The organism is Burkholderia sp. Se-20373 (assembly GCF_017104705.1).
In the GTDB taxonomy this organism is placed as follows: domain Bacteria; phylum Pseudomonadota; class Gammaproteobacteria; order Burkholderiales; family Burkholderiaceae; genus Burkholderia.
Map to the genome: position 1 here is coordinate 1 of NZ_JAAGPH010000044.1, position 24,520 is coordinate 24,520.

The following is a 24,520-nucleotide window of genomic DNA, read 5'->3' on the forward strand; positions in this document are numbered from 1 at the left end:
CGCGGCGAGGACGGCTGGCGCGCGTTCTGGCGCTACCTGCCGCTCGTCGCTGTGCGCGACACGCTGCTCGCGCTCGAATGGCTCGCGGCCGTGTTCGGCACGCACGTGGTGTGGCGCGGCGCGAGGATGACGGTCGTCGGCGGCGAGCGCGCGACGGCGGCAGTGGAAGCAGTGGACGGCCGCTAGGGCCGTTCCGACCGAACCCGGCCCGAAGGCCGAGACGCGCTGCGCGGCGAGGCCGCGCGGCGCGACATGACAGGGAGGCGGGCGCCGGCAGGGCGGCCCGCGGTTTTTTGACTGAATCGTTGTGACGAATCGAACTATGCAGGCTACCGGAGCATTCATGAAAACGCTGTTCTTGCAGGCCCCTTCGTATGACGGCTTCGACGGCGGAGCCGGCTCGCGCTACCAGGCGAAGCGCGAAATCCGTTCCTTCTGGTATCCGACGTGGCTCGCGCAGCCGGCCGCGCTCGTGCCGGGCAGCCGCGTCGTCGACGCGCCGGCCGACGGCCTGTCGGTCGAGGAAACGCTGAAGATCGCGAACGACTACGACCTCGTGATCATCCACACGAGCACGCCGTCGTTCCCGACCGACGCAATGTTCGCGCAGGACCTGAAGAAGATGAAGCCGTCGATGCTGGTCGGCATGGTCGGCGCGAAGGTGATGGTCGATCCGCACAACTCGCTCACGGCGAGCGAGGCGATCGACTTCGTGTGCCGCGAGGAATTCGACTACACCTGCAAGGAAATCGCCGAAGGCAAGCCGTTCCCGGAGATCAAGGGCTTGAGCTGGCGCGCGAAGGACGGCTCGATCGAGCACAACGAAGCGCGTCCGATCCTCGAGAACATGGACGAACTGCCGTTCGTCGCGCCCGTCTACAAGCGCGACCTGAAGATCGACAACTACTTCATCGGCTACCTCAACTATCCGTACGTGTCGATCTACACGGGCCGCGGCTGCAAGTCGCGCTGCACCTTCTGCCTGTGGCCGCAGACGGTCAGCGGCCATCGCTACCGCACGCGCTCGGTCGAGAACGTGCTCGCGGAAGCGAAGTGGATCCGCGACAACATGCCGGAAGTGAAGGAACTGATGTTCGACGACGACACCTTCACCGACGACCTGCCGCGCGCCGAAGCCATCGCCATCGGCCTGGGCAAGCTGGGCATGACGTGGTCGTGCAACGCGAAGGCGAACGTGCCGTACAAGACGCTGAAGGTCATGAAGGAAAACGGCCTGCGCCTGCTGCTGGTCGGCTTCGAATCCGGCGACGACCAGATCCTCGTGAACATCAAGAAGGGCGTGCGCACCGATTTCGCGCGCCGCTTCAGCGCGGACTGCAAGAAGCTCGGCATCAAGATCCACGGCACCTTCATTCTCGGCCTGCCGGGCGAGACGCAGGAGACCATCAAGAAGACGATCGAGTACGCGAAGGAAATCAATCCGCACACGATCCAGGTCTCGCTCGCCGCGCCGTATCCGGGCACGACGCTCTACAAGCAGGCCGTGGAAAACGGCTGGATGGAAGAGAACAAGACCATCAACCTGGTGAGCAAGGAAGGCGTGCAGCTCGCGGCGATCGGCTATGCGCACCTGTCGCGCGACGAGATCTATCACCACCTCGAGCAGTTCTATCGCCAGTTCTACTTCCGTCCGTCGAAGATCTGGGAGATCGTCCGCGAGATGCTGACGAGCTGGGACATGATGAAGCGCCGCCTGCGCGAAGGTGTCGAGTTCTTCCGCTTCCTGCGCGCACACGAGGCCTGATTCATGGCGACGCAGCCGGCGGCGCGGGCGCTGATCTTCACCGCGGACGACTTCGGGCTGCACCCGCGTGTCAACGCGGCGGTCGAGCGCGCGCACCGCGACGGTGTGCTGAATGCCGCCAGCCTGATGGTCGGCGCACCCGCCGCGCAAGATGCGATCGAGCGCGCGCGGCGGCTGCCGTCGCTCGCGGTCGGCCTGCATCTCGTCCTCGCGGACGGGCCGGCCACGCTGCCCGTACGTGAGATTCCCGCGCTCGTCGGCCCCGACGGGCGGTTCGGCGATGCGATGGCGAAGGACGGCTGCCGCTTCTTCTTCCTGCCGCACGTGCGGGCGCAGCTGCGCCGCGAGATTCGCGCGCAGTTCGACGCGTTCGCGGCGAGCGGCTTGCCGCTCGACCACGTGAACGCGCACAAGCATTTCCACCTGCATCCGACCGTCCTGTCGCTGATCATCGAGATCGGCCGCGACTACGGGCTGCGCGCGGTGCGGCTGCCCTACGAGACGAGCGCGCCCGCGCTGCTCAAGCCGTGGATCGCGCTCGTGCGCGCGCGGCTCGACCGCGCCGGGCTTGCGCACAACGACTACGTGGTCGGGATCGAGCATACGGGCGCGATGGACGAGGCTGTGCTGCTCGATGCGCTCGCCACGCTGCCGCCGGGTGTCGGCGAGATCTACTGCCATCCGGCCGAAGCCGGCGACGGCCCGATCACGCCGACGATGGCCGGCTACCGTCCGGTGGACGAACTCGATGCGCTGCTGTCGCCGCGCGTCGCGGCCGCGCTGAAGGCGGCGGGTGTCGCGACCGGCGGCTTTGCCGACGTGTTCGGCCAGCCCGCCGCACGGCGCGCCGCGCCGGCGTCGCGCGCACCGGGAGCGCAGCCGTCATGACCAAATGGATCAAATGGCTCGGCTGGCCGCTCGGCATCGGCATCCTGCTCGCGCTGGGGCTGCACGAAGGCATCGGCGACGTATCGCAGATGCTCGCGCGCGCCGGTTATGCGTTGCTGTGGCTCGTGCCGTTCCATGCGCTGCCGCTGCTGCTCGACGCCTACGCGTGGCACCTGCTGCTCGACAAGCGCTCGTCGCTGCCCTTCCTGTGGTGGATCGCGACCGTGCGCGAGGCCGTGAACCGGCTGCTGCCGGTGGTCGGGATCGGCGGCGAGATCGTCGGCATCCGCCTCGCGCGCTGGCAGGTGCCCGACGCGAGCCGCGTGACGGCATCGGTGATCGTCGAGTTGCTCGTGACGATTGTCGTCCAGTACGCGTTCGCCGCGCTCGGCCTCGTGCTGCTGCTTGCGACGACGGACAGCATGGGCGGCGGCACGATCGGCCTCGCGTTGCTGCTCACGCTGCCGCTGCCGGTGCTCGGGGTCGTGCTGATGCGCCGTGGCGGCATCTTCCATGCCATCGAGCGTTTCGCGGGCCGCCTGCTCGGCGATTCGCACCGGCTGCTGCAGGGCGTCGACGGCAAGCGGCTGGACGCCGATATCGACGGGCTGATGTCGCGCACGGGCCTGCTGTTCAGCGCATTCTTCTGGCAGCTGGCCGGCTACGTGCTCGGCGCGCTCGAGATCTACTGGGCGCTCGCGCTGCTCGGCCATCCGGTGTCGATCGGCGGCGCGATCGCGATCGAGGCGATGACGCAGGCCGTGCGCCATGCGGCATTCATGGTGCCGGGCGGCCTTGGTGTCCAGGAGGCGACCGTCGTGCTGCTCGCGCAGATGTTCGGCGTCGATCGCGAGACGGCGCTATCGCTCGCGCTGGTCAAGCGCGGCCGCGAGGTGCTGTTCGGCTGCCTGGCGCTCGGTTCGTGGCAGCTGGCCGAGCTCGTGCGCACGCGCCGCCGTATCGGCGTGCCGCCGGCCGTGCCGCGCGCGCCGCAAGCGACGAGCCGCACGACCCGGGCCGAGACCGAAACCGAAACGATGCATTGAACACGAGACGGGCCGCGCGCCCGTCTCGCGCTTTTGGCGTTGCGCGGGTATCCTTGCCGCGTGTTTTCTCGACGCGCATTTCTTCCGATGAATTTCCGTTTCCGGCTGCTTCCCGTGACGATGCTGGCCGCCGCGCTGGCGCTGACCGGCTGCGACGACAAGCAAGGCAACCTCGACGTGCAACGTATCAGGGACTTCTTCAACGCGATCAAGCCCGCGCCGCTGCTGCTGAAGGGGCTGAAGGTCGGCGAATCGACCGAGGCCGACGTGCGCGGCACGATGGGCAAGCCCGAGACCGAGCGCGACTTCACCGACGGCTCGAAGCGGCTCGAATACCCGCGCGGCCCGATGGGCAACCAGACGTGGTTCGTCGATCTCGATGCGAACGGCCGCTACACGGGCGCGACGCAGGTGCTGACCGCCGAGAATTTCGCGAAGGTGCGCCCCGGGATGAACGAGGACGAGGTGCGGCGCCTGCTCGGCAAGCCCGGCGACATCGCGCAATATCCGCTCAAGCCCGAGATCGTCTGGAGCTGGCGCTGGCTCGAGGACGGCGTCAACACCGACGCATTCTTCAACGTCCATTTCGGCCCGGACGGGCTTGTCTATACGACTTCGCGCTCCGACATCCTGAAAGGGCGATAGGCGTAGCCGCAGCCTCCTTCGGCGCTATATCGAAAAAGCGACCGGAAAATTGCAAAAAGTCCGCTTCCCCGCCGGTTATCCGGTTGTCAGGAAGCGGCTTTTTTCCTTTTGAAACAGTGGCGTAGGCCGTGGTTGCAAATGATGGGGCGGATTGTTGCGACGCAGCAATCACGTGCAAGGTGGTTTGAGGCAATCAATTTCGCTTGCGACTATCCGCGTCAGCCCGGCGCGGGACAGGCATACGCGTCGGCATCCATTCCAACTCTGGAGACGCGCGTGTTCCTTTACGGCTTTGGTCCTGTCCTCTGGGCCGGCACCGTGCAGACCATCGAGCTGTCGGTGCTGTCGCTCGCCACTGCGGTGGCGCTGGGGCTGATCGGCGCGGTGGCGAAGCTGTCGCACAACCGGGTGCTGCGAGCGATCGCGACCGGCTATACGACGCTGATCCGCTCGGTGCCCGATCTCGTCCTGATGCTGCTGTTGTTCTACAGCATCCAGATCTGGCTGAACCAGTTCACCGACTTCGTCGGCTGGGACCAGATCGACATCGACCCGTTCGTGGCCGGCGTGCTGACGCTCGGCTTCATCTATGGCGCGTACTTCACCGAGACGTTCCGCGGCGCGTTCCTGTCGGTGCCGCGCGGCCAGCTCGAAGCCGGCGCGGCGTACGGGATGAGCGGCGCGCGGGTGTTCGCGCGGATCATGTTTCCGCAGATGATGCGCTTCGCGCTGCCGGGCATCGGCAACAACTGGCAGGTGCTCGTGAAGGCCACCGCGCTGGTGTCGATCATCGGCCTCGCGGACGTCGTGAAGGCCGCGCAGGACGCCGGCAAGAGCACGTTCAACATGTTCTTCTTCATTCTCGTCGCGGCGCTGATCTATCTCGCGATCACGACCGTTTCCAACCTCGTGCTGATCCAGCTCGAGAAGCGTTATTCCATGGGCGTGCGGCACGCAGAGCTATGATCGAAATTCTCCAGGAATTCGGCCAGGCGTTCCTTTACTGGGACGGCCAGCGCCTCTCCGGCCTCGCGGTGACGCTGTGGCTGCTCGTCGCGTCGATTTCGCTCGGCTTCGTGTGCGCGGTGCCGCTCGCGGTCGCACGCGTGTCGAAGAACAAGTGGGTCTCGACGCCGGTGCGGTTCTACACGTACGTGTTCCGCGGCACGCCGCTCTACGTGCAGTTGCTGCTGCTGTACACGGGCATGTACAGCCTCGAGTTCGTGCGGTCGCACTCGCTGCTCGACGCGTTCTTCCGCAGCGGCTTCAACTGCGCGATTCTCGCGTTCGCGCTGAACACCTGCGCGTACACCACGGAGATCTTCGCGGGTGCGATCCGCGCGATTCCGCACGGTGAAGTGGAGGCGGCGCGTGCGTACGGGATGTCGCCGTTCACGATGTACCGCCGCGTGATCCTGCCGTCGGCGCTGCGCCGCGCGTTGCCGCTGTACAGCAACGAGGTGATCCTGATGCTGCACGCGACGACCGTCGCGTTCACCGCGACCGTGCCGGACATCCTGAAGGTCGCGCGGGACGCGAATTCCGCCACCTACATGGCGTTCCAGTCGTTCGGGATCGCCGCGCTGATCTATCTTGCGGTATCGTTCGCACTCGTCGCGGCGTTTCGCCGTGCGGAGCGCCACTGGCTTGCGTATCTCGCGGCCGCCCGTCATTGAATTACTTCGAGGAGAGCCAGTTGGCCGAGATCACTCAAACGAGCGCTGCCGCTTCCACCAAGCTTGCCGCGGTCGACATTCACAAGCGCTACGGTGACAACGAAGTGCTCAAGGGCGTATCGCTGAACGCGAAGGCCGGCGACGTCATCAGCATCATCGGCGCGAGCGGCTCGGGCAAGAGCACGTTCCTGCGCTGCATCAATTTTCTCGAGCGGCCGAATGCGGGGCAGATCGTCGTCGACGGCGAGGCCGTGCGCACGAAGACCGACCGCGCCGGCGCGCTCGAAGTTGCCGATCACAAGCAGCTGCAGCGCATTCGCACGAAGCTCGCGATGGTGTTCCAGCACTTCAACCTCTGGGCGCACATGAACGTGCTCGAGAACGTGATGGAAGCGCCGGTGCACGTGCTCGGCATTTCGAAGAAGGAAGCCGAGGAGCGGGCGCGCGAGTACCTGGAGAAGGTCGGCTTGCCGCCGCGCGTCGAGAAGCAGTATCCGTCTCATCTGTCGGGCGGCCAGCAGCAGCGCGTGGCGATTGCGCGGGCGCTGGCGATGCATCCGGACGTGATGCTGTTCGACGAGCCGACGTCGGCGCTCGACCCGGAGCTGGTGGGTGAAGTGCTGAAGGTGATGCAGAAGCTGGCCGAGGAAGGCCGCACGATGATCGTCGTCACGCACGAGATGGGTTTCGCGCGCAACGTGTCGAACCACGTGATGTTCCTGCATCAGGGGCGGACCGAGGAAGAGGGTGATCCGAAGGAAGTGCTGGTACGCCCGCAGAGCGAGCGGCTGAAGCAGTTCCTGTCGGGCAGTCTCAAGTAACGCGACAGGGCAGGTTTCAACCGTGGTACCGGTGTCTCGTCCCGCAGGCGCCACCCGCACGACGCAGGTGGCGATCGTTGCATTGCCGCCCGTGTCGATGTCGGGCGTGGGTCCGATCGTCGATGCGCTGAACCTCGCGAACGAGATCGACGGGCGGCTGCTGTATCGCTGGCAGGTGTGTTCGTGGGACGGGCGGCCGGTGCCGCTCGCCGGCGGCGCGCAGTGGCATGCCGATGCGGCGTTCAACGATGCGATCGCGTGTGACTGGGTCATCGTCGTGTCGGAGCGGTTTCAGCAGTTTGCCGACTATCGGTTGTTTCTCGCGAGTCTCGCGAGGGTGGGGCAGCGCACGCCTGTCGTGACCGGCATTCATCATGGCGTTTGGTGGCTTGCCATGGCCGGGCAGCTTTCCGGGTATCGCGTGAGCGTGAACTGGGAGACGTATCAGCAGTTCGCCGAACAGTTCGAGCGGTCGATCGTCACGCAGCAGATCTTCGAAATCGATCGCGATCGGGCGACCTGTGCTGGTGGGCAAGCCACCGTTGACTTCATGCTGGCCATGATCGGCCGGGAACATGGGCCTGACCTCGCGGAAAGGATCGCCGATGCGCTCGGCGCCGGGACTTTGCGCAGCGGCGAGGAGCGGCAGCGGATTCCTTTCGTGACTGCGCCCGGCGAGCGGCATCCTCGGTTGAATGATGCTTTGCTGCTCATGGAAGCCAATGTCGAGGATCCGTTGACCACCGATGAAATCGCCGAGCTCGTTGGCGTTTCACGCCGGCAACTGGAACGGCTCTTTCGGCAGTATCTCGGGGCGATGCCCTCCAAGTATTACCTCAATCTTCGGTTGCTCAAGGCTCGGACTCAGTTGCAGCGGACCAGCAAGTCGGTTGTGCAGGTTAGCCTTGCCTGTGGGTTCTCTTCTGCTGCGCACTTTTCTAACGCTTACCGCGAAAGGTTTGGGGTCACGCCTCGGGAGGATCGGCGAGCCTGGCTCGAGAAGCAGACCGGGGGCGGCGGAGAGCCTCGGGGGGGCGCGCTTGTTGAGCGCGCGGGGAAGGATTGATTTTGTTTTTTTTGGCGGTTCGCTTGCGTTTGGCGTGAAGCACCTGTTGTCTTAGCGGTCTATTAGCGTCGCCCCTGCGCGGGGCGGCGGTTACTTTTCTTTGTCTTGCCAAAGAAAAGTAACCAAAAGAAAGGCGCTGTGAGAACGCAAGACCTCCCGGTGCCATGGCACTCGGAGTGGATCGCGCCTAAGTGTCCGCGCCAGTCACGAACACGGAGTGGTTCGAGCAATGGTTCTGACATCCTCCACTGCCCAACAGAGCGGTATACCGCCCGCCAGCTCCATCCTCGCTACGCTCGGCTGCAAGGTACTTCACGTCGCGTTGCATGCGCTCACATGCTTCTGCCAGCGCTGCATCAGCAAAGCACGCAACCCTCTTTTTTCACACCATTCGTACCCGATCGGACTGCTAGCCATCGGTGAGTGTTGGATAACGGCGTGAGCACGTAAGTGCGTGCTGCGTCCCTTTTTCGTGGCGAATGAGGGCATGCCTTGATTCGCTGAATCCGCGACTCGCGTGTGATTGCCGGAGCTGACCGGCCTCAGATGTTACTGGAGAGGGTGTCCCTGTCGGCCGAGCGTAGCGAGGGTGGAGCTAGCGGGCGGTATACCGCTCTGTCGGGTAGTGGAAGGTGTCAGAACCATTGCTCGAACCACTCCGTGTTCGTGACTGGCGCGGACACTTAGGCGCGATCCACTCCGAGTGCCATGGCACCGGGAAGTCATGCGTTCTCACAGCGCCTTTCTTTTGGTTACTTTTCTTTGGCAAGACAAAGAAAAGTGACCGCCGCCCCGCGCAGGGGCGACGCTAATAGACCGACAAGATCACAGGTGCTTCACGCCAAACGCAAGCGCCCCACCCAAAAAGCCTCAAAATACGCCCACCGAAACCGAACCCCCGCCCGCCCGGAAGGGCAAAACCAAACCGCACTATCCGCTTCCGATAGAACCCGTCGCAATTCCGCAAGACGCTTGCGTCGCCCTTACCTAAACTTGATCCTGTTGAACCCTCTTACGAAACCGAAAGGAACGACCATGACGACCTCGACCGTGACCCGCCAGACATTCGATGAAGTGATGGTGCCGGTATTTTCCCCCGCGCCGTTCGTGCCGGATCGCGCAGAGGGCTCCCGCGTGTGGGACACGGCTGGCCGCGAGTACATCGACTTCGCGTGCGGCATCGCGGTAACGTCGCTGGGCCACGGCCACCCGGAACTGCTGAAAGTCCTGGACGAACAAGGCCGCAAGCTCTGGCACATCGGCAACGGCTACACGAACGAGCCGGTGCTGCGCCTCGCGAAGCGCCTCGAATCGCTGACCTTCGCCGACCGCGCGTTCTTCGCGAACTCCGGCGCGGAAGCGAACGAAGCCGCCCTGAAACTCGCACGCCGCGTCGCATTCGATCGCCACGGCGCCGACAAATATGAAATCGTGTCGTTCGTGCAGTCGTTCCACGGCCGGACGTTCTTCACGGTCAGCGTCGGCGGCCAGCCGAAGTACTCGGAAGGCTTCGGCCCCGTGCCGGAAGGCATCAAGCACCTGCCGTACAACGACATCGAAGCCGCGAAGGCCGCGATCGGCCCGAAAACCTGCGCGGTGATCGTCGAGCCCGTGCAAGGCGAAGGCGGCGTGATCCCGGCCGATCCGGCCTTCCTGAAGGCGCTGCGCGAAGCGTGCGACGCACACGGCGCACTGCTGATTTTCGACGAAGTGCAAACGGGCGTCGGCCGCACGGGCCAGTTCTATGCATACATGGACACGGGCGTCACGCCGGACATCCTGACGACCGCCAAGGCGCTCGGCAACGGCTTCCCGATCGGCGCGATGCTGACGACGAACGAACTGGCCGCGCATTTCAAGGTCGGCGTGCACGGCACGACGTACGGCGGCAATCCGCTCGCATCGGCGATCGGCGACAAGGTCGTCGAACTGATCAGCGACCCGGCGCTGCTCGAAGGCGTGCGTGAACGCAGCGTGCGCCTGAAAGGCGCGCTCGAGCGCATCAACGCACGCTTCGGCATCTTCAAGGACGTGCGCGGCAAGGGCCTGCTCGTCGGCGCCGAACTCACCGCCGCATTCGACGGCCGCGCGAAGGACTTCGTCACCGCCGCCGCCGAGAACGGCCTGATCATGCTGATCGCCGGCCCGAACGTGCTGCGCTTCGTCCCGTCGCTGGTGATCCCGTTCGACCTGCTCGACGAAGGCATGAAGCGCTTCGAGAAGGCTGTCGAACAAGTGCTCGCCGCCCAGGAAGCCACCGCGCGCTGATCGGCGCACCCATCGCAGACAGGAACGACGATGCTATTTGTTCGCCCCGGCAAACTCACGGATCTCGATGCGCTCGCGCACATGGCGCGCACCGCGCAGCCGGTCCTGCACTCGCTGCCGCACGACCGCGCGGCGCTCGAAGCGCGCGTGGCGCTCTCCGAGGATTCGTTTCGCGCGGACGTCGACTTCGCGGGCGAGGAGTTCTACCTCTTCGTGCTCGAGGATTCGTCGACCGGCAAGCTGCTCGGCACGGCGAGCATCGTGGCCGCAGCCGGCTACTCGGAACCGTTCTACGCGTTCCGCAACGACGCACTGATCCACGCGTCGCGCGAGCTGCACGTGAACCGCAAGATCCACGCGCTCACGATGTCGCACGAGCTGACCGGCAAGAGCCGGCTGGCGGGCTTCTACGTCGATCCGTCGCTGCGCGGCGACGCGGCCGCGCACCTGATCTCGCGTGCGCGGATGATGTACATCGCCGCGAACCGCCGCCGCTTCACGCCCGAAGTGTTCACGCTGCTGCTCGGCGTGAGCGACGGCAACGGCGCTTCGCCGTTCTGGGAAGCGGTGGGCCGCAAGTTCTTCGGCCGTGACTTCACCGACGTCGACATCGCGTCGGGCGGCCGCAGCCGTACCTTCATCGCGGAAGTGATGCCGGCGTATCCGCTCTACGTGCCGCTGCTGCCGGAAGCCGCGCAGCGCGTGCTCGGCGAGCCGAACGAATCGGCGCTGCTCGCCTATGACATCCATCTCGAGGAAGGCTTCGAGCCCGACCGCTTCGTCGACATCTTCGACGCAGGCCCGGTGCTGACCGCGCAGGTCGACCGCACCGCGTGCGTGAAGCACGGCACGGAGCGCGTCGTGCGCGAGGCTGCGCACCAGCAGGGCGATGTGGCCTACCTGGTGTCGACGGGCAGCGGCGAATCGTTCCGCTGCGTGCTGGCCGACCTGCCGGGCGAGGCGGGTGACGCGCCGCTGGCCGGCGACGTGCGCGCGGCGCTCGATGTAAAGGATGGCGATGTCGTGCGCTGCGTGCCGCTGCACCGCCGCGACGATGAGGATTTGAAGGGAGACGCAGCATGATCGTCGTTCGGGTCGTACAAACGGGCGACGTCGACGCGCTCGTGTCGCTCGCGAAGGAAACCGGGCCGGGCCTGACCACGTTCAAGCCCGACCGCGACGCGCTCGCCGCGCGCATCGAGCGCACACGCCGCACGCTCGCGGGCGAGGCGGCAGCCGGCGAGGCCGGCTACTTCTTCGTGATGGAAGAATCGAAGACGGGCGACATCGCGGGCGTGTGCGGGATCGAGACGCAGGTCGGCCTCGAACAGCCGTTCTACAACTACCGCGTGAGCACGGTCGTGCACGCGAGCCAGGAGCTCGGCGTGTGGACGCGGATGTCCGCGCTGAACATCTCGCACGACCTGACCGGTTATGCGGAAGTGTGCTCGCTGTTCCTGAGCCCGCGCTATCGCACGGGCGGCGTGGGCGGCCTGCTGTCGCGCTCGCGCTTCATGTTCATCGCGCAGTTCCGCGAGCGCTTTCCGGAACGCATCTGCGCGGAACTGCGCGGCCACTTCGACGACGACGGCACGTCGCCGTTCTGGCGCGCAGTCGGTTCGCACTTCTACCAGATCGATTTCAACGCGGCCGACTATCTCAGCTCGCACGGCCGCAAGTCGTTCCTCGCGGAACTGATGCCGCGCTATCCGGTGTACGTCGACCTGCTGCCGCAGGACGCGCAGGACGCGGTCGGCCTCACGCACCGCGACACGCTGCCGGCCCGCAAGATGCTCGAGGCGGAAGGGCTGCGTTACCAGAATCACGTCGACATCTTCGACGCCGGCCCCGTGCTCGAATGCCACGTCAACGACCTGCGCACGGTGCGCGAGAGCGTCGTCGTGCCGGTCGCGATCGGTGTGCCGGATGCGCGGGATGATGCGCCGAAGTCGCTGGTGTCGAACACGTCGCTCACCGATTTCCGCGTCGGTGTCGCGCCGGGCGTGGTCGCGAACGGCGCGTTCGTGCTGTCGGCCGACGACGCCGTCGCGCTCGACGTGAAGGCCGGCGATCCGGTGCGCGTGCTGCCGCTCAAAGTCAAACAGGGATAAACGAATCATGACGGAACTCTTCATCGACGGCGCCTGGGTCGCAGGCTCGGGCCCCGTGTTCGCTTCGCGCAACCCCGGCACCGACGAGATCGCATGGCAGGGTGAAAGCGCGTCGGCGGCCGACGTCGATCGCGCGGTCGCCAGCGCGCGCCGCGCATTCGCCGGCTGGTCGGCGCTCGACTTCGAATCGCGTTGCGCGATCGTCAAGCGTTTCGCCGCGTTGCTCACCGAACGCAAGGAAGCGATCGCGACCGCGATCGGCCGCGAGACGGGCAAGCCGCTGTGGGAAGCGCGCACGGAAGTCGCGTCGATGGCCGCGAAGGTCGGCATCTCGATCCAGGCCTACCAGGAACGCACCGGCGAGAAGCGCCAGGACATGGCCGATGGCGTCGCGGTGCTGCGCCATCGCCCGCACGGCGTCGTCGCGGTGTTCGGCCCCTACAACTTCCCCGGCCACTTGCCGAACGGCCATATCGTGCCCGCGCTGATCGCCGGCAATGCGGTCGTGTTCAAGCCGTCGGAACTCGCACCGGGCGTCGCGCGCGCGACGGTCGAAGTGTGGAAGGACGCCGGCTTGCCGGACGGCGTGCTGAACCTCGTGCAGGGCGAGAAGGACACGGGCATCGCGCTCGCGAACCATCGGCAGATCGATGGCCTGTTCTTCACCGGCAGCTCGGATACCGGCACGCTGCTGCACAAGCAGTTCGGCGGCCGTCCGGAAATCGTGCTCGCGCTCGAGATGGGCGGCAACAACCCGCTCGTGATCGGCGAAGTCGAGGATGTCGACGCGGCCGTCCATCACACGATCCAGTCGGCGTTCCTGTCGGCCGGCCAGCGCTGCACGTGCGCGCGCCGCATCTTCGTGCCGCAGGGCGCGTTCGGCGACCGCTTCCTCGCGCGCTTCGCCGACGTGACGTCGAAGATCACGGCCGACGTGTTCGACGCCGATCCGCAGCCGTTCATGGGCGCGGTGATCTCGGCGCGCGCCGCGGCGAAACTCGTCGACGCGCAGTCGCGCCTGATCGAGCAGGGCGCGAAGCCGATCATCGCGATGACGCAGCGCGATCCGCGCCTCGGCTTCGTGAACGCGGCGATCGTCGACGTGACGGGCGTCGCGAACCTGCCGGACGAAGAACATTTCGGCCCGCTCGCGCAGATCGTCCGCTACGCGACGTTCGACGAAGCGATCGAGCGCGCGAACGACACGGCGTTCGGCCTGTCCGCCGGCCTGCTGGCCGACGACGCGAACGCCTGGGAACACTTCCGCCGCACGATTCGCGCCGGGATCGTCAACTGGAACCGGCCGACCAACGGCGCGTCGTCCGCCGCGCCGTTCGGCGGCACCGGCCGCTCGGGCAACCATCGCCCGAGCGCGTACTACGCGGCCGACTATTGCGCGTATCCGATGGCGTCGGTGGAAAGCACGCAACTGACCTTGCCCGCGAGCCTGTCGCCGGGCCTGCATTTCTGATCGAGGGAACGACGATGAACGCACAAGAAGCCAATTTCGACGGGCTCGTCGGCCCGACCCACAACTACGCCGGGCTGTCGTTCGGCAACGTGGCGTCGCTCAACAACGAAAAGTCGGCCGCGAACCCGAAGGCCGCCGCAAAGCAGGGGCTGCGCAAGATGAAGCAGCTCGCGGATCTCGGTTTCGCGCAAGGCGTGCTGCCGCCTCAGGAGCGGCCGTCGCTGCGCCTCTTGCGCGAGCTCGGCTTCTCCGGCAAGGACGCGGAGGTGATCGCGAAGGCCGCGAAGCAGGCGCCCGAACTGCTCGCCGCGGCGAGCTCGGCATCGGCGATGTGGACCGCGAACGCAGCCACCGTCAGCCCGTCGGCCGACACGAGCGACGGCCGCGTGCACTTCACGCCGGCGAACCTGTGCAGCAAGCTGCATCGCGCGATCGAGCACGAAGCGACGCGCCGCACGCTGTCGACGCTGTTCGCCGATCCCGCGCATTTCGCGGTGCACGAAGCGCTGACCGGCACGCCGGCACTCGGCGACGAAGGCGCGGCGAACCACACGCGCTTCTGCGCCGAATACGGCAAGCCGGGCATCGAGTTCTTCGTGTACGGCCGCGCGGAATACCGCCGCGGGCCCGAGCCGAAGCGCTTCCCGGCACGCCAGACCTTCGAGGCGAGCCGCGCGGTCGCGCATCGCCACGGCCTCGCCGAAGAAGCGACGGTCTATGCGCAGCAGGATCCGGACGTGATCGACGCGGGCGTGTTCCACAACGACGTGATCTCGGTCGGCAACCGCGACACGCTGTTCACGCACGAGCGCGCGTTCGTCAACAAGCAGGCGATCTACGACACGCTGACCGCCGCGCTCGACGCGCGCGGTGCGCGCCTGAACGTGATCGAGGTGCCCGACGCGGCCGTGAGCGTGAACGATGCGGTGACGTCGTACCTGTTCAACAGCCAGCTGCTGTCGCGCGCGGACGGCTCGCAGGTGCTCGTCGTGCCGCAGGAATGCCGCGAGAACGGCAACGTCGCGGCCTATCTCGACGAACTCGCGGCCGGCAACGGCCCGATCCGCGACGTGCTCGTGTTCGACCTGCGCGAAAGCATGAAGAACGGCGGCGGCCCTGCGTGCCTGCGCCTGCGCGTCGTGCTGAACGAAGCGGAACGCGCGGCCGTCACGTCGAACGTGTGGATCAACGACACGCTGTTCGCGTCGCTCGATACGTGGATCGACCGGCACTATCGCGACCGCCTCGCACCGGAAGACCTCGCCGATCCGGCGCTGCTCGACGAATCGCGCACGGCGCTCGACGAGCTCACGCAGATCCTGCGCGTCGGTTCGCTGTATGACTTCCAGCGCTGATTCCCGCATGGCCGGCGCGCTGCTCGACGACTTCCTCGCGTTCACGCTGGCTGGCCGCGCACCATCCGCGACGGACGGCACCTGCGCGGCCGGCGCCGTGCGCTGGCAATGGCGCGGCGACGGGCTGCTCGCGCTCGAACCGGTGGCGGCCGAGGCCGCCGGCCCGGCGCGCGCGAGCGTGCTCGTGTCGGCCGGCGTGCACGGTGACGAGACGGCGCCGATCGAGCTGCTGTCGATGCTCGTGCGCGATCTCGCATCGGGCGCGCTACCGCTCGCGTGCCGGCTGCTCGTCGTGCTCGGCAACGTGCCGGCGATGCGCGCCGGCGAACGCTATCTCGACGACGACCTGAACCGCCTGTTCAGCGGCCGTCACGCGCAGGTGCCCGACAGCCGCGAAGCACCGCGCGCCGTGCAGCTCGAAGCGGCCGCCGCTGCATTCTTCGCGGCCGCGCCGGCCGGCGCCGCGCGCTGGCACATCGACATGCATACGGCGATCCGCGCGTCGGTGTTCGAGCAGTTCGCGCTGCTGCCGCACACGGGCATGCCGCCGACACGCACGATGTTCGAATGGCTCGGCGACGCGCGGATCGCGGCCGTGCTGCTGCATACCGCGAAGGGCAACACGTATTCGCATTTCACGGCCGAGCGTTGCGGTGCGCTCGCGTGCACGCTGGAACTCGGCAAGGTGCGCCCGTTCGGCCAGAACGACCTGGCGCGCTTCGCGCCGGCTGACCGCGCGGTGCGCAAGCTCGTGTCGGGCGCCGCTTGCGAGGCCGACGCGCCGTTGCCGCGCGTGTTCACGGTGATCGACCAGATCACGAAGCAGAGCGACGCGCTCGAGCTGTTCGTCGCGGCCGACGTCGCGAACTTCACCGCGTTCGCACGCGGCACGGTGCTCGCGCAGGACGGCGATTACCGCTACACGGTGACGCACGACGAGGAGCGCATCGTGTTCCCGAATCCGTCGGTGAAGCCGGGTTTGCGCGCGGGCCTGCTCGTCGTCGACACGACCCGCGAGACGGTCGCGGCGCTCGTCTGACGGTGGCTGGTTGCGCGTGGCCGCGGCAACCCGCGGCTCGCGCCTCGCCCGGCCACCATTCCTAATTCGAGATAACGCCCACCTGCCGCGCAGAAGGCCCGCGGGTCGCGCTTGCGTATTTGCGACATCGTCTTGCAAGTTCGACGGGCCGCCCGGCTGACGTCGGCGCCCGCAGCGCAGCATCGCGCGCCGGCGGCTGCTTTGCCATATCGGGCCGCGCGGATTGGTACAATCGCGGCCTTGCGGCTGTTGCGCCGCATCACGGCGCGGCGGCAGCATTGCCGTGGTCATCCGACCCTGCAATGATGCATGCGCCCGTAGTTCCGGAACATTCGAGTATCGAGGAGAACACCTGATGAAGTTGGATTGGCGTAAAGTGGCCGCGCATGCGGTGGTGGCGGCATCGGCCGTGGCGGCAGGCAGCGCGATGGCGGCGGATCTGAAAGAGATCCGTTTCGGCGTCGAAGCCTCGTACGCGCCGTTCGAATACAAGACGCCCGACGGCAAGCTGACCGGCTTCGACATCGATATCGGCAACGCGGTGTGCGCGAAGCTGAAGACGAAGTGCGTGTGGGTCGAGAACGACTTCGACGGCCTGATCCCGGCGCTGCAGGCGCGCAAGTTCGACGCGATCAACTCGGACATGACGATCACCGACCAGCGCAAGCACGCGATCGCATTCACCGACGCGATCTACACGATCCCGAACCAGCTGATCGCGAAGCAGGGCAGCGGCCTGTTGCCGACCCCGCAATCGCTGAAGGGCAAGCGCGTGGGCGTGCTGCAGGGCACGATCCAGGAAGCGTACGCGAAGAAGAAGTGGGCGCCGGCCGGCGTCGAAGTCGTGCCGTACCAGACGCAGGACCTGGCCTACGCCGACCTGAAGTCGGGCCGTCTCGACGCGACGTTCCAGGACGCGGAAGCCGGTTCGAAGGGCTTCCTGACGAAGCCGCAAGGCCAGGGCTTCGCGTTCGCGGGCGGTACCGTGAGCGACGCCGAGATCCTCGGCTCGGGCGTCGGCTTCGGCCTGCGCAAGAACGACGCGGCGCTGAAGACCGCGCTCGATCAGGCGCTGAAGGAACTGAAGGCCGACGGCACGATCGACAACCTCGCGAAGAAGTACTTCAGCGTGCCCGTGACGCTCAAGTAAGCGCTGCGTTCGATCGCACGATGCAAGCAAACCGGCCGCTGACGCGGCCGGTTTGTTTTTGGGGGCGGGAATGGGCGAGAAACCGCGCTGCGGCGGCAGGCGGCGGCGTCAGGCCGGAAAGAACCGGCCCAGTTCGCGTGCCAGCTCGTTGAGCACGGCCATCTCCTGCTGCGTGATCTTGCGCGCGGGCTGCGCGCCGGCCCAGTCGCCGTACAGCAGCGCGACGGTCGTCGTGCCGACGCGCACCGGCAGCAGCACGAACGCGCGCGTGTCGTCGAATGCGTCGAGGTACCACGCGGGCAGGCGCTTGAGCATCTTCGGCTCCTGCGCCTGCTCGATGAAGATGCCGACCGAGTTCGAGATCGCGAGATGAAACACGTCCGGCTCGAAGCGCTCGTCGAAGCGCAGCCGGTCGAGCGTCGTATCGACGCCCGGGCCGAAGCCGAGGCGCGCGGCGAACATGCCGTCGTCGTGGCGCACGAACATCACGGTGCGCGTGAACGCGAGGCCGGCCAGCAGGCTTTCCGACGCGAGCGCGAGCACCGGCGTCAGCACGTGCTCGGACGGCAGCGCACGCAGGTCCGCGAGGCCGGCTTCGAGGCACGCCTCGGGCGCGGCCTGGGCGCGCGCGATCGCATCGGCGTTCGCGCGCAGCTCGACGATCTCGCGCATCACGGTGTCGCTCGCTTCCTCGCGCGCGAGCCGCTCGGCGATCTCGACGAGCGCGTCGGCTTCCATGTCGAGTTCCGCGCCGTAGTGCTGCGCGAGCGCCGTGATGCGTGCGTCGCGCTGCGGGCTCGCGGGCATCACCAGCGCGCCCGCGACGTCGGTCGAGCAGCGGCTGATCGCGCGCAGCCAGCGGACGCGGTCGGCCGGGCCGTCGTCGGTCGCACGGCCCGCATCGTGATCGTCATCGTCGTTGCCGAACGCGTCCGCGTGGGCCACGTGGTCGTGATCGGCCATCCCCGCGCGGATCACGTCGGGCAAGCGCCAGCGCGCGGCCGCCTCGAGCCCGATCTCGTCGAAGCCGACGCCGAGCACATCGATGCAGGCGGCCGCTTCGTCGCCGTTCAGCTCGGCCGCGCGGCGGCGGATCCGGTCCCATTCGCTGTCGAGATAGCAGACTACGAGCAGCTTGCCGACCTGGCGCATCAGCGTGCAGACGACGGCTTCCTCGCCCGCGCGCAGCTCGGCGCGCTCGGTGAGCTTGCGCGCGACGCAGCCGGACAGCAGCGCGCGGTTCAGCTCGAGCTTCGCGTCGATGCGCCGCGGTGTGCTGTGGTGGAAATGGTCGACGAGCTTGAGCCCGACGACCAGGTGGCCGACGGCGTCCATGCCGAGCACCATCAGGGCGCGGGTCACGGTCGTGATGTTGCCGCCGAACGCCATGTACATCGCGGAGTTCGCGAGCCGCAGCACTTTCTGCGTGAGCGCGAAGTCCGACAGCACGACGCGCACGAGCGCGGTGAAGTCGAGGTCGTCGTTCTTCATCGCGGCCATCGTCGCGCGCAACGATTCCGACAGCAGCGGGAAATCGCCCCGTTCGTTCATCCGGGCCCACAGCTTGTCGAGCAATGCGGTGCGGGGCAGGTGTTCGGTGATTGACATACGGATCTGTCCGGTTCGCCGCGCGCGTCAGGCGGCGGCGTGCAGGTGCAACTGCTGCGCCTCGAAGCGCCGCGCGAGCTCCTCGGACGGCAGCGCCTGGCAGACGAGCCAGCCCTGGATATGGTTGCAGCCCATCTCCGTCAGCAATTCGCGCTGCGCCTCGGTCTCGACGCCTTCGGCGACGAGTTCGAGATCGAGCGTCTGCGCGAGGCCGACCACCGCCGACACGATCGCGCGGTCGTTGCGCGAGGTCAGCAGGTTCTCGACGAAACTGCGGTCGATCTTCAGCTTCGCGAGCGGGAAGCGCTGCAGGTACGCGAGGCTCGAATAGCCGGTGCCGAAATCGTCGATCGCGAAGCGGATGCCGAGATCGGTCAGCTCCTCGAGCAGCCCCTTGGCCTGCGCGGGATCGTGCATCAGCAGGCTTTCGGTGATTTCGAGCACGATGCGGCGCGGGTCGATGCCCGTCAGCGCGATCGCCTCGCGCACGCTTTGCGTGAAGCGCGGGTCGCGGAACTGCTGCGGCGACACGTTGACCGCCACATACTGCAGCGCGAGCCCCTGGCGGTCCCAGGCGACGAGCTGCATGCACGCGGCCTTGAGCACCCAGTTGCCGAGATAGTTGATCAGGCCGATCGATTCGGCGAGCGGAATGAAGGTCGCCGGCGGCACGAGGCCGTGCACCGGATGGCGCCAGCGGATCAGCGCCTCGACCCCGACCACCGCGCCCGACTGGCTGCGCGTGATCGGCTGGAAATGGAGCGAAAACTCGCCGTTGCGCACGCCGTCGTACAGGTCGGCCTCGAGCTTCAGCCGTTCGGCGTCGGCCGGATCGTCGACGGGGGCGTGGAACGCGAGCGCATTGCCGCCCGACGCCTTCGCCTGCGCGAGCGCGTGGTCGGCGCGGCGCAGCAGCGGGCTGTGGTGCTGCGCGCGGTGCGGCGCCGAGCGCTCGTCAGGGTAGAGCGCGATGCCGATGCTCGCGGACAGGTGCACGGTCTGCCCCTGGTACACGTAGGGCTCGCGCACCGCGGCCTGCAGCCGGCGGGCGAGTGCGTCCGCCGCGTTGCTCGCCTGCGTGCGGTCCGGTGCGCCGAGCACGACCGCGAACTTGTCGCTCGCGACGCGCGCGAGCTGCTCGTTCGGCGTGACGAGCGCCTTCAGCCGCTGCGCGGTCTCGCGCAGCAGCATGTCGCCCGCGTCGTAGCCGAGCGCGCGGTTGATCCGCTGGTAGTCGTCAAGGTCGAGCAGCAGCAGCGCCGCGCACGAGCCGTCCCCGTCGGCGGCCTGCTGCGCGCGCATCAGCGCGGGCACGAGCGCGGACAGGTTGTCGAGCCCCGTCATCGGGTCGTGGTGCATTTCGTAAGTCAGGCGCGCCTCGAGCGCGCGCCACGACGACACGTCGAACGCCGCGATCGCGAACCCGTCGACCCCGTGATGGCGGCTCTTGAACGCGCGGATCTCGACGTCCAGCGGGTAGGTGAGCGACTTGACGATGCACATCGTCGCCTTCTCGACCTGGCCGGAACGCGCGGCGCGTGCAAGCAGGCCTTCGAGCGCCGCGGTATCCTGTTCGGCGATCAGGTCGCGCAGCGTCAGCGTGTGCAGATAGTCGCGGTGGTAGCCGATGAAGCGCAGGCTCGCGTCGGACACGTACAGAAAGCGCAGCTCGCGGTCGACATGGGCGAGGAAATCCACCGTGCCGACCGTCTGTTCCAGCCAGTTGCGCACGGAGTCGTCGCGTCGCGGCGCACCGGCGCGCGCGGGCATCAGCGCGCCGCCCGACCAGGCGAAGCGGCGCAGCGTATGCAAGGCGCTGCGCCAGGAGCCCTTGCGTGACGTCTGTTTCCTGTTGGCTTCCATGTTTCTCGCTGACGTGAAGGGCTGGAACCGGTTGTCCGGAAGGAATAACGGCAGACTGTGCGGAATCTTTAACGGACCGGCCGCGGATGGCGTTGCCGCTGGCCCGGATCGGCCACGCGGGTGTTCGACAGGCGAACGCCGGCGGGGCCTACATTGAGGCTGACTTTATAAGAAATGAGGACGCAGATGAAGCGAAAACTGTTGCTGGGCGCCGCCGTGGCGGCGCTGGTGGCCGGCCATGCGCTGATGGCGCAGGCGGAATTGAAGCCGGGCGCCGCGGCGCCCGATTTCACGACGCAGGCGTCGCTGGGCGGCAAGACTTACACGTACTCGCTCGCGGACGCGCTGAAGCAGGGGCCGGTCGTGCTGTATTTCTATCCGGCCGCGTTCACCAAGGGCTGCACGATCGAGGCGCATGCGTTCGCGGACGCGGTCGACCGTTACAAGGCTTACGGCGCGACGGTGATCGGCGTCTCGGCCGACAAGATCGACACGCTGACGAAGTTCTCGGTGAGCGAGTGCCGGAGCAAGTTCCCGGTCGCGGCCGATCCGGACGCGAAGATCATCCGGGAATATGACGCGAAGCTGCCGGCGATCGACAAGGCGAACCGCGTGTCCTACGTGATTTCGCCGGAAGGGAAGGTGCTCTACGAATACACGAGCCTGTCGCCCGACAAGCACGTCGAGAACACGCTCGCCGCCGTGAAGGCGTGGGCGGACGCGCATCCGAAGCAGTAAGCGGGCGGGCCGCACGGCAAAGCGGCCCGTCGTGCGGGCCGCCGGTACGGAGCGACGCAGCCGCCGCGCGTGAGAGGCCGTTATGCGCGCAATGCCTGTTCGATCGGCACGCTGCCGCCGACGAAGCCGACGATCTTGCGCGAGATGCCCAGCTTGATCGCCTCGATCGCGGCCCAGGCGACATCCTGGCGCGACACGGGTGGGGCGCCATCGAACCATGCGTCGGTGAGCGCGATCTTGCCGACGCCCGGATCGTCCGTGAGCGGGCCCGGGCGCAGGATCGCGTAGTCGACGCCCGACGCGATCACGCGATCGTCGCCTTCGCGCTTCATCTGCGAATAGTGGCGCAGCGCGTCCGGGCCGAGCTCGGGCCGGTACGCGGACAGCGAGCTGATCACCACCAGCTTCTGAACGTTGTAAGCCAGCGCGTATTCGGCCGCGCGGGCGACCGCGTCGCGGTCGACCTGCTCCTCTTCGGCCGCGCCTTCCGATTCGGCCGAGCCAGCCGCGTAGATCACGTGCGAGATGCCCTGGAATGCGTGCGAGAAATCGTTCGTCAAGTCGGCCTCGACCACCCGTGCGCCTGCCAGCGCATAGCCGTGGCGGCGCACGAGCGCCGTGACCTCGAACTCCGGCTGCTTGAGCAGCAGATCCGCGCAGGCCTGACCCGTTCGGCCGGTCGCGCCAATCAGCAGTACCTTCGTCGTCATGAAACCGCTCCTTGCTCGATGCGTCATCCTTCCAGATAGGGACGGACGACCGATAACTCAAGTGTAATGTCGATTTGCCGCCGCGGCGGGGGTGTATTAAGGGGCATACCGGCAGCGGGCATACCGGCAGCGCGCGACCGACACCGACATTCCGGCCGCCATTCGTTCACACGGATGCGGGAATGCCGCGCCGACCGGCTATCATGTGCGCGATGCTTTTTTCGCCGTTACGTCATACAACGCATCGGCCCACCGGTTGGAGTACACATGGCAATACCCCTGGACAACGTCAGCATGGCCGTGTTCTGCGACTTCGAGAACGTCGCGCTCGGCGTGCGCGACGCGAAGTACGAGAAGTTCGACATCAAGCCCGTGCTGGAGCGCCTGCTGCTGAAGGGCAGCATCGTCGTGAAGAAGGCCTATTGCGACTGGGATCGCTACAAGGGCTTCAAGGCGTCGATGCACGAGGCGAGCTTCGAGCTGATCGAGATTCCGCACGTGCGCCAGTCGGGCAAGAACTCGGCCGACATCCGGCTCGTCGTCGATGCGCTCGACCTCTGCTACACGAAGTCGCACGTCGATACGTTCGTGATCATCAGCGGCGACTCGGATTTTTCGCCGCTGGTGTCGAAGCTGCGCGAGAACGCGAAGAAGGTGATCGGCGTCGGCGTGAAGAAATCGACGTCGGACCTGCTGGTCGCGAACTGCGACGAATTCATCTTCTACGACGACCTGGTGCGCGAGCAGCAGCGCGCGCTCGCGAAGCGCGAACAGCAGCAGCGCGCGGGCAACGGCGGCGCGAAGCGGCCCGACGAGCCGTCGTCGCGCAAGCACGACATGGACGCGCGCAAGGCCGAGGCGATCGCGCTGGCCGTCGAGACGTTCGACGCGTTGGCGTCGGAGCGGGACGACGTCGGCAAGATCTGGGCGTCGGTGCTCAAGAGCGCGATCAAGCGGCGCAAGCCGGATTTCAACGAGTCGTACTACGGATTCCGCGCGTTCGGCAACCTGCTCGACGAGGCGCAGGCGCGCGGCCTGCTCGAAGTGGGGCGTGACGACAAGTCGGGCGCGTTCGTGTCGCGGGCGCGCCAGTCGGCGGCCGCGGAGCACGTCACGGCGGGCGGCGAAGGCGGCGGACACGGCGGCGCGCACCACGGCACGCGCGCGGCCGAGCCGGCGCGGGCCGGGCGCAATGCGCAACGTCGCGGGCAGCGGGCGGAAGCGGTCATGCACGAAAGCGTGCCGGTCGAGGTGGACGAGACGGAAGTGGCCGAGGTCGCCGAGGTGGCCGAGTCGGCACCGATGATGTCGCCCGCGGAAACGGTCGAAGTGGCCGACGCGCATGGCGACGCGAAGGATGGCCGCAAGCGCGCGCGCAAGACCGCGGCGAAGAAGGCAGGCGCGAAGAAGGGCGCCGCCGCGAAGAGCGCAGCCCGTCAGGCAGCCGGGAAGCCGGACGACGCCGGGCATGGCGCGCCGAAGCACGGCGACGACAAGCACGCGCACGGCAACGATGCCGGGGACGCGTATCGCGACGCGGAGCAGGGCGACGAGCGGCATGTCAAGACGACGCACGCCGGGCCGGCGGCAGGCGATGCCGGCGGCGAGCGTGCCGCCGCCCAGCCGTCGCACGACGCGGCGCCGGCTGAAGCCCATGCCGACGCGGTTGCGCAAGCGCCGGCCGCTGCCAAGCCGAAGAAGCCGGCCCGCAAGGCCGCCCCGCGCGCGCGTCGTCCGCGCAAGACGGCGGCGGACGCTGCCGAGTAACGTCGGTCGGCCGGATGCCGTCCCGGGCGGGGCGGCATCCGCGTCACGGTACCGGCCGGTGCAACGCCGGCCCGTCGAACTAGCCGTTCAGCGCGTAAGGCTGCGTCATCACTTCGAGGAAGTGGCCGTCCGGATCGTCGAAATACACGCCGCGACCGCCGTTGTGGCGGTAGATGTCGTCGGGCTGCCGCTTCGCCGGATCGGCCCAGTGCGGCAGCCCGCGCTCGCGAATGCGCGCGAGCACGCGATCGAATCCTGCTTCGTCGAGCAGGAATGCGTAGTGCTGCGACGCGATCGCTCCCGACCGTTCATAGAAATCGAGCGATACGCCGTTGCCGAGCGGGACGACCAGCATCGCGCCGAACGGCGTCGGCGGCGGCAACGCCAGCAGCTCGGTGAGGAAGCGGCTCGACGCGTGCTTGTCGCGGCACCAGACGATCGTGTGGTTGAGCTGGACGTTCATGGCGGGTTCCCGTGAAGGGCGCGGCGGTGGGCTCACGATAGCCGATCGTCACCGCGGTTCAAGCGCAAAA

At 67.2% G+C, this 24,520-nt stretch carries 21 protein-coding genes and 1 pseudogene; 18 read left to right on the top strand and 4 right to left on the bottom strand.

Annotated elements, in window-relative coordinates; genetic code table 11:
• From G3N96_RS16515 to G3N96_RS16590, 16 genes and pseudogenes are all read left to right on the top strand, one after another.
• Nucleotides 1–186 (top strand): annotated as a pseudogene (locus G3N96_RS16515) (ceramide glucosyltransferase); the annotation flags it as partial.
• 157 nt (nt 187–343) lie between these two features.
• Nucleotides 344–1,765: a hopanoid biosynthesis associated radical SAM protein HpnJ gene (gene hpnJ, locus G3N96_RS16520; protein ID WP_031400064.1), complete on the top strand. Its 1,422-nt coding sequence runs from the start codon at nt 344–346 to the stop codon at nt 1,763–1,765.
• 3 nt (nt 1,766–1,768) lie between these two features.
• Nucleotides 1,769–2,653 carry a hopanoid biosynthesis-associated protein HpnK gene (gene hpnK, locus G3N96_RS16525; RefSeq protein WP_124575940.1) on the top strand — a complete coding sequence of 295 codons (885 nt, stop codon included), beginning with the start codon at nt 1,769–1,771 and terminating at the stop codon, nt 2,651–2,653.
• Entirely contained in the window at nt 2,650–3,699 is a 1,050-nt protein-coding gene (locus tag G3N96_RS16530) for a lysylphosphatidylglycerol synthase domain-containing protein (RefSeq protein ID WP_124575939.1), read from the top strand. The genes hpnK and G3N96_RS16530 overlap by 4 nt, the downstream gene beginning before the upstream one ends.
• A gap of 87 nt (nt 3,700–3,786) precedes the next feature.
• Nucleotides 3,787–4,344 carry a hypothetical protein gene (locus tag G3N96_RS16535; protein WP_011351454.1) on the top strand — a complete coding sequence of 186 codons (558 nt, stop codon included), beginning with the start codon at nt 3,787–3,789 and terminating at the stop codon, nt 4,342–4,344.
• A 276-nt stretch (nt 4,345–4,620) separates the two neighbouring features.
• Complete coding sequence (gene hisQ / locus G3N96_RS16540; protein WP_043182060.1) at nt 4,621–5,310, top strand: histidine ABC transporter permease HisQ; 690 nt, start codon at nt 4,621–4,623, stop codon at nt 5,308–5,310.
• A complete protein-coding gene (locus G3N96_RS16545; RefSeq protein WP_011351456.1) occupies nt 5,307–6,020 on the top strand; it encodes an ABC transporter permease in 714 nt (237 codons plus the stop codon). The genes hisQ and G3N96_RS16545 overlap by 4 nt, the downstream gene beginning before the upstream one ends.
• A 20-nt stretch (nt 6,021–6,040) precedes the next feature.
• The gene (locus tag G3N96_RS16550; RefSeq protein WP_039348269.1) at nt 6,041–6,841 is read left to right on the top strand and encodes an ABC transporter ATP-binding protein; all 801 of its coding nucleotides are present in this window, start codon (nt 6,041–6,043) and stop codon (nt 6,839–6,841) included.
• Between the two features lie 22 nt (nt 6,842–6,863).
• Nucleotides 6,864–7,907, top strand: coding sequence for a GlxA family transcriptional regulator (locus tag G3N96_RS16555; protein ID WP_089455867.1), 1,044 nt, complete (start codon nt 6,864–6,866; stop codon nt 7,905–7,907).
• A 1,035-nt stretch (nt 7,908–8,942) separates the two neighbouring features.
• Nucleotides 8,943–10,175: an aspartate aminotransferase family protein gene (locus G3N96_RS16560; protein WP_124575937.1), complete on the top strand. Its 1,233-nt coding sequence runs from the start codon at nt 8,943–8,945 to the stop codon at nt 10,173–10,175.
• A gap of 30 nt (nt 10,176–10,205) precedes the next feature.
• On the top strand, nt 10,206–11,258 hold the full coding sequence (gene aruF / locus G3N96_RS16565; protein ID WP_206137852.1) for an arginine/ornithine succinyltransferase subunit alpha: 1,053 nt from the start codon (nt 10,206–10,208) through the stop codon (nt 11,256–11,258).
• Entirely contained in the window at nt 11,255–12,286 is a 1,032-nt protein-coding gene (astA, locus tag G3N96_RS16570; RefSeq protein ID WP_124575935.1) for an arginine N-succinyltransferase, read from the top strand. The genes aruF and astA overlap by 4 nt, the downstream gene beginning before the upstream one ends.
• Nucleotides 12,287–12,293: 7 nt before the next feature.
• Entirely contained in the window at nt 12,294–13,757 is a 1,464-nt protein-coding gene (astD, locus tag G3N96_RS16575; protein WP_124575934.1) for a succinylglutamate-semialdehyde dehydrogenase, read from the top strand.
• 14 nt (nt 13,758–13,771) lie between these two features.
• A complete protein-coding gene (gene astB / locus G3N96_RS16580) occupies nt 13,772–15,112 on the top strand; it encodes an N-succinylarginine dihydrolase (protein WP_206137853.1) in 1,341 nt (446 codons plus the stop codon).
• The gene (gene astE, locus G3N96_RS16585) at nt 15,096–16,151 is read left to right on the top strand and encodes a succinylglutamate desuccinylase (RefSeq protein WP_124575932.1); all 1,056 of its coding nucleotides are present in this window, start codon (nt 15,096–15,098) and stop codon (nt 16,149–16,151) included. The genes astB and astE overlap by 17 nt, the downstream gene beginning before the upstream one ends.
• 355 nt (nt 16,152–16,506) lie before the next feature.
• A complete protein-coding gene (locus tag G3N96_RS16590) occupies nt 16,507–17,301 on the top strand; it encodes an ABC transporter substrate-binding protein (RefSeq protein WP_043182082.1) in 795 nt (264 codons plus the stop codon).
• A gap of 108 nt (nt 17,302–17,409) precedes the next feature.
• On the opposite strand, the gene G3N96_RS16595 is transcribed toward G3N96_RS16590, so the two are convergent.
• Complete coding sequence (locus tag G3N96_RS16595; RefSeq protein WP_206137854.1) at nt 17,410–18,909, bottom strand: HDOD domain-containing protein; 1,500 nt, start codon at nt 18,907–18,909, stop codon at nt 17,410–17,412.
• Between the two features lie 27 nt (nt 18,910–18,936).
• Entirely contained in the window at nt 18,937–20,679 is a 1,743-nt protein-coding gene (gene cdpA, locus G3N96_RS16600) for a sensor domain-containing phosphodiesterase (RefSeq protein WP_206137867.1), read from the bottom strand.
• Nucleotides 20,680–20,958: 279 nt separating this feature from the next.
• Between cdpA and G3N96_RS16605 the strand changes: the two genes are divergently transcribed.
• Nucleotides 20,959–21,510: a peroxiredoxin gene (locus G3N96_RS16605; RefSeq protein WP_069247531.1), complete on the top strand. Its 552-nt coding sequence runs from the start codon at nt 20,959–20,961 to the stop codon at nt 21,508–21,510.
• Between the two features lie 80 nt (nt 21,511–21,590).
• Here G3N96_RS16605 and G3N96_RS16610 read toward each other — a convergent pair whose 3' ends face one another.
• Nucleotides 21,591–22,220: an NAD(P)H-binding protein gene (locus G3N96_RS16610; RefSeq protein ID WP_206137855.1), complete on the bottom strand. Its 630-nt coding sequence runs from the start codon at nt 22,218–22,220 to the stop codon at nt 21,591–21,593.
• 267 nt (nt 22,221–22,487) lie between these two features.
• Between G3N96_RS16610 and G3N96_RS16615 the strand changes: the two genes are divergently transcribed.
• Nucleotides 22,488–23,987, top strand: a complete 1,500-nt coding sequence (locus G3N96_RS16615) for an NYN domain-containing protein (protein WP_206137856.1) — start codon at nt 22,488–22,490, stop codon at nt 23,985–23,987.
• A 79-nt stretch (nt 23,988–24,066) separates the two neighbouring features.
• Here G3N96_RS16615 and G3N96_RS16620 read toward each other — a convergent pair whose 3' ends face one another.
• Complete coding sequence (locus G3N96_RS16620; protein WP_206137857.1) at nt 24,067–24,450, bottom strand: VOC family protein; 384 nt, start codon at nt 24,448–24,450, stop codon at nt 24,067–24,069.
• Nucleotides 24,451–24,520: the final 70 nt, after the last annotated feature.